The sequence below is a fragment of the Streptomyces sp. NPDC059398 genome (assembly GCF_042751845.1).
Lineage (GTDB): Bacteria > Actinomycetota > Actinomycetes > Streptomycetales > Streptomycetaceae > Streptomyces.
In genome coordinates this window covers 1-2,248 of the sequence record NZ_JBHYWP010000033.1, presented here as the reverse complement: position 1 = coordinate 2,248, position 2,248 = coordinate 1, and the positions used below count along the sequence as shown (strand labels likewise).

General features: G+C 74.1%; 2 protein-coding genes. One reads left to right on the top strand and one right to left on the bottom strand.

Annotated features, from left to right (window positions below; genetic code table 11):
- The first annotated feature begins 149 nt into the window (after positions 1-149).
- Positions 150-1,436: a type ISP restriction/modification enzyme gene (locus ACFXBC_RS14600; protein ID WP_385023385.1), complete on the top strand. Its 1,287-nt coding sequence runs from the start codon at positions 150-152 to the stop codon at positions 1,434-1,436.
- A 351-nt stretch (positions 1,437-1,787) separates the two neighbouring features.
- Here ACFXBC_RS14600 and ACFXBC_RS14595 read toward each other — a convergent pair whose 3' ends face one another.
- Entirely contained in the window at positions 1,788-2,051 is a 264-nt protein-coding gene (locus ACFXBC_RS14595; protein WP_385023383.1) for a hypothetical protein, read from the bottom strand.
- Positions 2,052-2,248 lie beyond the last annotated feature (197 nt).

The window sequence follows — 2,248 nt, the reverse complement described above, 5'->3', positions numbered from 1 at the left end:
CCCCACACCCGAGACCCCTCCCCACCCCCCCGACCCCGCTTTCCCGGAGCACGGCGACCGGCCACAGGCTCCGCGGCCTGTCGCCGAAGTGCCGTCGTGGCCCGAAGGGTGGTCGCTCGGCGGGCAGCGCTCCGACGACAGGCCCTAACATGCGGACCGTGACGGATGACGCTCCCCTGCTCGACGATCTGATGCCTTGGTCGGCGCAGTCCCCCCGGCTGGGGCGTGACTGGGTGGTGGCGCCCGACGCGCGTTCGCTCAGGGCACGCTGGGACACCCTGGTACGGGCCGACGGACCCGAACGTGAACGCCTCTTCCGCCCCACCAGGGCCAGGACGCCGGAGAGTTCCGTACCCGCGCTGCCGGGACAGCCCACCGGCACGGGCCGCTTCAGCCGTGAGACGGGACCGTGCCCCGCACCGGTCCGGCTGGGATGCGGTCCGTTCGACGAGCAGTGGCTGATCCCGGACCATCGACTGCTCGACGCGGCCCGCCCGGAGCTGTGGCGGGTCGCCGACGCCCATCAGCTCTTCGTCGTCGAACAGGCCGGGCCCCCCGGGGACGGCGCCGCGCGCAACAGCCCGGCGGGCGGCGGCGGAACCGCACGGGCCGGTACGGCGGCGGACGAGGCCGCCGGGCACCCGGGTCCGGCGCTGCTGGTCTCCGCCGTGCTCCCGGACGGCCGTACCCCGGCGGGCCGGGCGGGCCGGATCAGGCCGCTGCACCGCAGGCCGGGCGGCGCCGAGCCCAACATCGCACCGGGGCTGGCGGATCTGCTCACCACGCGGTACGGCCAGGAGGTCACCGCCGAGCAGATACTCGCCTGGGCGATGGCCGCGGCCGGGCCGGTGCCCGGCGGGTGCGCCGTACCGCTCCCCGCCGACCCGGAGCTCTGGTCGGCCGGAACCGCACTGGGAGGTCAACTGCTGCGGATCCAGCTGCGCGGGGCGCGCGGCGGTGACCGGCCCCGGCTGCCCGGTGGCCGCCGGCCCTATGTGCGGGCAGCCGTCCCGCCACGGCCCGGGGCACTCGCGTACGACCCCGACGAGGAGACCCTGCTGCTCGGCACCGGGCGTATCTCACCGGTTCCGGCCACTGCATGGGACTTCACGGTGGGCGGTGTGCGGGTGCTCGATCTGTGGTTCGGGCGCAGGAACGCTCCGGCGGAGCCCGGCACGCTGGAGGCGCTGCGCCCGTCCGGCTGGCCCCCCGAGTGGAGTTCCGAACTGCTCGAACTGATCACCGTGCTGGCTCTGCTGGCCGGGCTCCGCTCCGAACAGCGGGAGTTGCGGCGGAAGCTGGCGTCGGGCCCGCGGATCGGGCGGGCAGAACTGGAGGCGGCAGGTGTCCTGCCGGTCCCCGCGGCGGCCCGCCGCCCCGCATCGGTGCTCGACCACCACGAGGAGGGGCCGGAGGGCCAGTTCGCCCTGGTGTGACACGGCCGTTACCGCTGTTTGGTGATGACACCGGCTGAAGCCCCCGCGGTCATCGGCGCCACTCGCGGCATCCGTAACGCGCACGGCATCGGCAACGTGTACGGCGTCCGTACCGCGCACGGCATCACGTGCCGCTCGCCATGTCCGTACCTCTCACGGGCGGCCTGCGGGCTGGGGAGGACCCACGGGCCGGACGGGGCCTGGCCGGGTTGAGGCAGGTCGGGGTGGGGAGCCCGGCGAACACACCGACGCACCACTGGACGCCCCGGGGATGACGGGCGGGACGTGAGCAGCGCCGCACGGGACGGTGTGGTCGCCCGGTCGTGGACCGGTCGTTCCGGTTCGGAAGGTTCAGCCGCGGCTGCCGAAGAGCGAACGGCGCAGCCGTCGCAGCGGGGCGAAGAGCTTCACCCGCGCGCCCCTGCCCGTCCTGGAGTGGGCGACATCGCGTGAGGTGAGCTCACGCATCAGGGATGTCGCCTCCGCCGACTCGCGCTGCGGGACGACAGGGCCGCCGAGCACCGAGAGATGGCGGTCGAGGCGCGAACTGGTCGCACCGCTTCCGCATGTGATCGCAGGCACTCGTGGCCTGCTGCGCATTGCTATCTGTTCCATGTCACTCCCCACCCGTACGAGGGCACCCGGCCCCGGGCACAGTAACCCTATCGCCCCTCGGCGGCACTCGTGTATCCCGGGCGCCGGATTCACCTCTGGCATACGGAGGTTGACGGTGACTCTCCGAAGTCACCTGGCCCCGGCCTGAGGCCCCGGACCACCGGGCCTCCTCCGCCGGCGGCGGGTCAGTCCTGCGC

Bases quoted from the DNA above. Each gene is read 5' to 3' on its own strand.
- ACFXBC_RS14600 (WP_385023385.1), top strand. From the start codon at position 150: ATGCGGACCGTGACGGATGACGCTCCCCTGCTCGACGATCTGATGCCT.
- ACFXBC_RS14595 (WP_385023383.1), bottom strand. From the start codon at position 2,051: ATGGAACAGATAGCAATGCGCAGCAGGCCACGAGTGCCTGCGATCACA.